At 48.6% G+C, this 6,403-nt stretch carries 6 protein-coding genes; 5 read left to right on the top strand and 1 reads right to left on the bottom strand.

The window, feature by feature from the left end; translation table 11 throughout:
• The 5 genes from GX117_12170 to GX117_12150 all read left to right on the top strand — a co-directional run.
• On the top strand, window positions 1-371 hold a 371-nt coding region (locus GX117_12170; GenBank protein NLO34085.1), incomplete at its 5' end, for a hypothetical protein.
• 261 nt (window positions 372-632) lie between these two features.
• Complete coding sequence (locus GX117_12165) at window positions 633-1,484, top strand: PIG-L family deacetylase (protein ID NLO34084.1); 852 nt, start codon at window positions 633-635, stop codon at window positions 1,482-1,484.
• Window positions 1,485-1,527: 43 nt separating this feature from the next.
• Window positions 1,528-3,180 carry a hypothetical protein gene (locus GX117_12160; GenBank protein ID NLO34083.1) on the top strand — a complete coding sequence of 551 codons (1,653 nt, stop codon included), beginning with the start codon at window positions 1,528-1,530 and terminating at the stop codon, window positions 3,178-3,180.
• A gap of 100 nt (window positions 3,181-3,280) precedes the next feature.
• Window positions 3,281-4,276, top strand: a complete 996-nt coding sequence (locus tag GX117_12155; GenBank protein NLO34082.1) for an ABC transporter permease — start codon at window positions 3,281-3,283, stop codon at window positions 4,274-4,276.
• A complete protein-coding gene (locus GX117_12150; GenBank protein ID NLO34081.1) occupies window positions 4,273-5,292 on the top strand; it encodes an ABC transporter permease in 1,020 nt (339 codons plus the stop codon). The genes GX117_12155 and GX117_12150 overlap by 4 nt, the downstream gene beginning before the upstream one ends.
• Before the next feature lie 24 nt (window positions 5,293-5,316).
• On the opposite strand, the gene GX117_12145 is transcribed toward GX117_12150, so the two are convergent.
• Window positions 5,317-6,051 carry a sulfite exporter TauE/SafE family protein gene (locus GX117_12145; GenBank protein NLO34080.1) on the bottom strand — a complete coding sequence of 245 codons (735 nt, stop codon included), beginning with the start codon at window positions 6,049-6,051 and terminating at the stop codon, window positions 5,317-5,319.
• Between the last annotated feature and the right edge of the window lie 352 nt (window positions 6,052-6,403).

Genomic DNA, 6,403 nt, shown 5'->3' with positions numbered 1-6,403 from the left:
AGATTGCCGATAAAGACTGGAAAGTACCCATTGGAACAGGTAATGGCGCGGGTGAAGTTATCTATCGTATTAAAGAAGGTAATGAGCGTTTTATGATCACGGACGTGAATAATCCTCAAACTACCGCTATGGCGCAAAGCACCATCTTTGTCATGATGGACTTGCTTGGCAATGTTGGTAAAGCGGTCGCCTTCTTCAATCATGTTCCCGGAGGCTGTAACGTGCTCTTCATGGATGGTCACGTAGATTGGATTCCTTATGTGCCGCCGGCGCCTGGTCAGGCCGATACCATAAGCATGGATCTTGGCGCAACGCAGCCTGTGCTGCCCAGTATGGCGAATATTATCGGTCTTTTCGCTGCCGCCAACTAATATCGAATTTACATAAATTAATCCTTTAGTTTGAAAAAGCCCCTGCGGCTGTTAGAGGTCGCGGGGGCATTGTTGTGTTATAGCCTAGTTCATGCGCAAGAATATCCGGCTTCATTTTGATTGGATCACAGGGGATCCGGTCAATATGCCCATGGTGTCCAAAAAGTGATATACTCCCCTAACAGGGGCTTGCTATATAACCTAGATGTAAGTCCGAATTATATAAAAATAAGCATTAATTTTGTAGTACAGGAGGTTTATATGCGTTTTACAGTTTCTTCTGCAGAAGCCTTTGTGCCTGACGGCACCACTCTTGACAGCGCGGCTGTGCGGACTACCCATCTTGCAGTGGGTGCACACCAAGATGACTTGGAGATCATGGCTTTCGACGGTATTTTGAACTGCTTTCAGCGTAAAGACCAATGGTTTTCTGCTGTCGTCGTCACGGATGGGAAAGGATCGCCCCGCACGGGATTGTATGCCTCTCTCAGCGATGATGAAATGGCGGTGATTCGTCGAGAAGAACAGAAAAAAGCAGCGATCATCGGAGATTACAGCGTACAGTTTTTACTCAATCATCCCAGCAGTGCTGTAAAGGATGGGGAAAATAGCGCAGTTGTAGACGACCTCTACACGATTTTAGACGCTGCCCGGCCTGAAAAAATATACACCCACAATCCGGCCGACAAACATGATACCCATATCGGTGTACTGCTCAAATTGATTGCGGCCATTCGCAGGATGCCCAAAGAGATCCGTCCTAAAGAGCTATATGGCTGCGAGGTTTGGCGTGATTTGGACTGGCTTCATGATCCGGATAAAGTAGTCTTTGATCTTTCCGGTCATGAAAATCTTCAGGCCGCACTCTTAGGTGTTTTTGATTCACAGGTTTCCGGAGGCAAACGTTATGATCTCGCAACACTCGGCCGCCGCCGCGCCCATGCCACCTTTTTTGCATCTCACAATGTTGACGCCGCCACGGCGGTGAGTTTCGCAATGAACTTGACGCCTCTTCTTGAGGATGATTCCTTAACTGCTGAGCAATTGTTCCAACGGTATCTTCAGCGTTTCGCGGAAGAAGTGGGCAACCGCATGAAAGCTTTAGGGCAATGATCGGCATCTGTCTTAGCACGCTGTTGTGATCGGAGTATTCGTTATGAAGTCTATGCGCTATTGTATGCTGTCTGTGCTTTTGCCGCTGCTGCTTGGCTGTGGCGCAGAGCGACAAGCCCCCGGTGATTTCGGAGAAATCTTAAGCGAATATGGGACCGATGTCCCGCCGGAAGCAGGAGATCAGCTCATGCTTCGGCTGCCCGCGGAAATGCCTCATCTTAATCCATTGACGAGTTCAGATTATTACGCCAGCGTCATGTTGGACTGGATTTTTGATACCCTCTTAGATCGTGACCAACGCACCATGGAAAACATTCCTAACCTAGCAAAGACTTGGGAGATTTCCGACGACCACCTCCAATACACCTTTCACTTGCGTGAAGACGCAGTCTTCTCGGATGGTGTTCCTTTAACGGCACAGGATGTGAAGTTTAGTTTTGATACCCTCATGGATCCCACGGTGGACGCGCCCCATTTACGTAATTATTTTGTGGACATCACGGATTGCGAAGTGATCGATGAGCACACCGTAAAATTTACTTGTGATAAGCCCTATTATCGTCATGTGGTGATGCTTGGCGGATTATACGTGTTACCGCGGCATATCTACGGTGAAGGAGATTTCAATAATCATCCCAACAATCGAGCTCCCGTCGGTTCCGGAAAATATAAGCTAGAACGTTGGGAGACGGGACAGCGTATTACCCTTGTCCGAAACCCTCATTATTGGGGACACGAAGAAAAAGGTTGGCCTTATTTTGAAAAACTTGTTTATGCAATTATCCTTGACGATAATTCCGCATTTCAAGGACTATCAAGAGGCGATTTGGATTTTATAAGTATGCCCCCGGAACTCTTTGCACGTCGCGCCAACACGCCCCGTTTCAGAGAGAACTTCAACCGATTTGCCTATTACCGACCTGCCTATAATTACATTGGTTGGAATTTGCGTAAGCCCCTCTTTGAAGACCGAAAAACACGGCGTGCCTTAGCGCTGCTCTTGGATCGTGAACTAATCCGAGATACCATTTATTATGGACAAGCCGTTATTATTTCCGGAAATTTTATGCCCGGTACGCCGGAACATAACGACGCGCTTCTTCCCCTTGTATTTAATCCGGCGGAAGCGCATCAATTGCTCGAAGAAGCGGGGTGGACCGACGAGAATAAAGACGGCATTCTCGAACGTGACGGCGTATCCTTCCGCTTCGAAGTGGCAACAACGAACCAGAACCCCGTTGCAGAAAATATCCTAACCATCTACAAGGAAGAGCTCGGCCGCGCCGGTATTGATCTCGTAATACGCCCTATGGAATGGGCGTCTTTGTTGGAGCGCGTCGATAAGCGCGAGTTTGACGCAGTCCTTATGGGCTGGAGTATGCCGCCCGATCCTGATCCCTATCAGGTTTGGCACTCGTCGCAAGCGGACGCCGGCTCCAATTATGTCGGCTTTATCCATGATGAATCCGATAAGATTATTGAAGAGGCGCGTATTTCTTTTGATGCGGACACCCGCATTCGACTGTACCACCGTTTCCAAGAAATCCTATATGAAGAACAACCTTATCTCTTCCTGTTGGCTCCCAAAGTGCTCGCTGCAGGCGACAAGCGCATTCACGGTATCCGCGTCTATCCCTTTGGTATCGACCAACGAGAATGGTTTGTGCCCAAAAGTATGCAGCGTTACGGCGGATGATTATTTACGTTTTTATATATTGTCAGAGCGAAAGGACTATAAAGTAAAGAGTGATAGAACATTGTTACGACTTTTGTTCAATCTGTAAGACTGGCTTCTAATGCGCGCCTATATTATTCGAAGATTGTTGTTGGTTATCCCGACCTTTATCGGAATCAGCATGCTGACCTTTGCGCTGATCCAATTAGCGCCGGGCAGCCCTATCGCGTATAAACTGCAAGGTATGGAAGGGGACATGCAGGCTGACGCAGCGACCCGTGATATCATCGAACAAACCAAGGCCCTTTACGGTTTGGATAAACCAATCCCAGTACAATATGCGCTTTGGCTGGGGCGTCTCTTACGCTTTGACTTTGGCAACAGCATGAAAGATCAGCGACCCGTTATGGAAAAGATTGTGGAGGCGCTGCCCGTCACGCTCATGTTCAATCTGATTTCTATCTTCTTAGTTTATATTATTTCCATCCCTGTAGGCGTTTATTCTGCCACCCATCCCGGCACCAAACGAGACAGCAGCCTCACAATTATCTTGTTTATCCTGTACAGCATGCCCACCTTTTGGGTTGCCATGTTGCTCATTTTATTTTTGGGCGGTGGCGAATATCTTGACTGGTTCCCCATCCATGGCTTGCAGTCCGGCACGGCGGAATCCATGTCGCTCCTATCCCGGATTGCTGATCATGTGTGGCATATGGTTCTTCCCCTTTTCTGCCTGACCTATGGCGGTCTCGCGTTGTTATCACGTTATATGCGCGCGGGCATGCTGGACGTACTGCGTCAGGATTATATCCGCACAGCCCGGGCTTACGGCTTCTCAGAACGCACCGTCCTTTGGAAATATACGATGCGCAATTCGCTCATTGCGATTGTGACACTCCTAGGTTCTTTATTGCCTGCCCTCATAGGCGGCAGCATTATTATTGAAACCATCTTTTCCATCCCGGGCATGGGGCGTCTTGCTTTTGAGGCCGTATTAAGCCGAGATTATCCATTGATTATGGGTGAAGTTACGATTGCCTCTTTGTTGACCTTGGCGGGGCTCTTGTTAAGTGACTTGCTCTATGTTGCGGTGGATCCGAGGATTAAATTGGGATGAATATAGCAACACAGCCTTCAGACGTACGTAAACATCCCAACGTGGTATGGCGGCAATTCAAAAAGAATAAGCCGGCGCTGGTCGGCGTGTTGCTGGTTGTTGTCATGGCACTCATCGCGTTACTCGCTCCTTTTATCGCCGGCGATGTGCCCATAGCCATGCGCAAAGACGGACGACTGTATCTTTTCCCCAACATCGTTACTTATGCAACTTTGCAGGCAGAAAATTTATACCGAAATTTTGATCGTTGGGAGCCCGGGCCCGATGAGTTTCGCTGGGATCCGCCTGTTCCCTACAGTCCGCTGCGCCAAGATTTACGGGAACGTTTATCACCCCCGTGTCGTGAACATTGGTTGGGGACCGATGATCGGGGCCGGGATGTGCTGAGCAGGATCATTTGGGGCACGCGCATCTCCATGTCCGTCGGATTTATTGCCGTGGGTATCGCTGTCGTCATTGGCATCTTTTTAGGCGCCCTCGCCGGCTTTTATGGCGGGGTCATGGATATGTTGACGCTGCGCTTGATTGAAATATGGATTTGTGTACCGTCTTTTTTCTTGGTCATTACGGTAATGGCATTTCTCGACCCGAGCATTATCAATATTATGGTGGTCATTGGACTGACCGGCTGGCCCGGCATCGCACGGTTGGTACGCGGTGAAATGCTGAAACAAAAACAACAAGAATATAGCCTTGCCGCACGGGCATCCGGACTGAATGACTGGCGCATTATTTTTCGGCATCTCCTGCCCAATGCGCTCAGCCCCGTCTTTGTCAGTGCTACCTTTGGAGTTGCCGGAGCCATCTTGACCGAGTCCGGACTTAGTTTTTTGGGTTTTGGCGTACCGCCGCCCACTGCCAGTTGGGGCGAAATCCTAAAGCAATCTCAAAGTTTTGTTGATTTTGCTTGGTGGCTGGTTGCCTTTCCGGGAATCGCCATTTTTATCACCGTCGTTTCTTTCAACCTTGCCGGCGACGGATTACGCGATGCCTTGGATCCCCGCTTACGGCAATAATGTGTTGATTCGGGGCATTCTTGCTTAGCGGGGCAGCGCGGCGCTCAGCGTCAAAAAGATACCAATCACAAAGAGCAGAAAAAGAATCATTTTTTTGAAGATATGTTCCGGGAAATGGGACGCCAAAAAAAAGCCCATGATACTCCCGAACAGCATGGCGGGAATCAGGACTGCGGCATTAACGATGATTTCATGAGTCAGGGCGCCGGACCACCAAAAGAGCGCGATGCCGTAGACTTCAATGAAAGTGAAGTAGCTGATGAGCGATGCGCGAAAAACATGGGGATTGTGGTCTTGATTCGCCATGAACAAAACCACAGGCGGCCCGCTCATGGAACTGGCACCGCCGGCGAGGCCACTTAAGAAACCTACAGGCAATAAAGTATAAAGTTTTTCTCGAATCGGTCTGCGCCATCCGCGCCATTGCAACACCGTAAAAACGAGTACAAAGATTCCCATGGCAAGACGCAAGGAATGCTGATCGCCATGAAAGAGGAATCGGATACCTGCAGCAAAGCCTATAACGCCGCCGATCGCGAGAGGGATCACGATACGGGGCAGAATATGCTCACGGTAACGTATAGAGACCAAGAGGCAGTTGAATATATCGACAAGCAATACGGTGGGAACAACACTCTTCGCATCAAGAACCAATAAAAGGGCAGGCGCCAAAATCATACTGAAGCCGAAGCCAATGCAACTTTGTGCCATGGCTGCTATCAAAGCAGCCACAGAACCTACGACAATATAAGCGGTCATAGAGGACTCCGTTGTTACGAGTTTTTTCAGGAAAATTCCGCAAACGAGCGCATGAATCGGTCAAGCGATGAAGGCAAAGCTGTCTTTACTATACACCAAAGGTTATACCCGAAAGAGAATTGAATAGAAGTTCTTTCCATAGAATCTTCTCGCTCGATGCAGTGACTAATCCTATTTCTTTATAAGGGGTCGGGTAGCAGCCCTAGTGAGAGACTCACTTGATTTCCCTCTCTGACAACAACCTTGATACAGTCACCTTCTTTAAATTAGTGTAGAGGGCAAGGAGAACTGAATTATGAGAGATGTTGATGATGAAGGGTTGTTAGTTTCAAAGAATTCGTCTTTTATTTGT

This window comes from Candidatus Hydrogenedentota bacterium (genome assembly GCA_012523015.1).
Classification (GTDB): Bacteria; Hydrogenedentota; Hydrogenedentia; order Hydrogenedentales; family CAITNO01; genus JAAYBJ01.
This window is presented reverse-complemented; position numbering and strand designations above follow the sequence as displayed.

Excerpts from the sequence above, each read along its gene's own strand:
- GX117_12155 (NLO34082.1), top strand. The coding sequence starts at position 3,281 with ATGCGCGCCTATATTATTCGAAGATTGTTGTTGGTTATCCCGACCTTT.
- GX117_12165 (NLO34084.1), top strand. The coding sequence starts at position 633 with ATGCGTTTTACAGTTTCTTCTGCAGAAGCCTTTGTGCCTGACGGCACC.
- GX117_12145 (NLO34080.1), bottom strand. The coding sequence starts at position 6,051 with ATGACCGCTTATATTGTCGTAGGTTCTGTGGCTGCTTTGATAGCAGCC.
- GX117_12160 (NLO34083.1), top strand. The coding sequence starts at position 1,528 with ATGAAGTCTATGCGCTATTGTATGCTGTCTGTGCTTTTGCCGCTGCTG.
- GX117_12150 (NLO34081.1), top strand. The coding sequence starts at position 4,273 with ATGAATATAGCAACACAGCCTTCAGACGTACGTAAACATCCCAACGTG.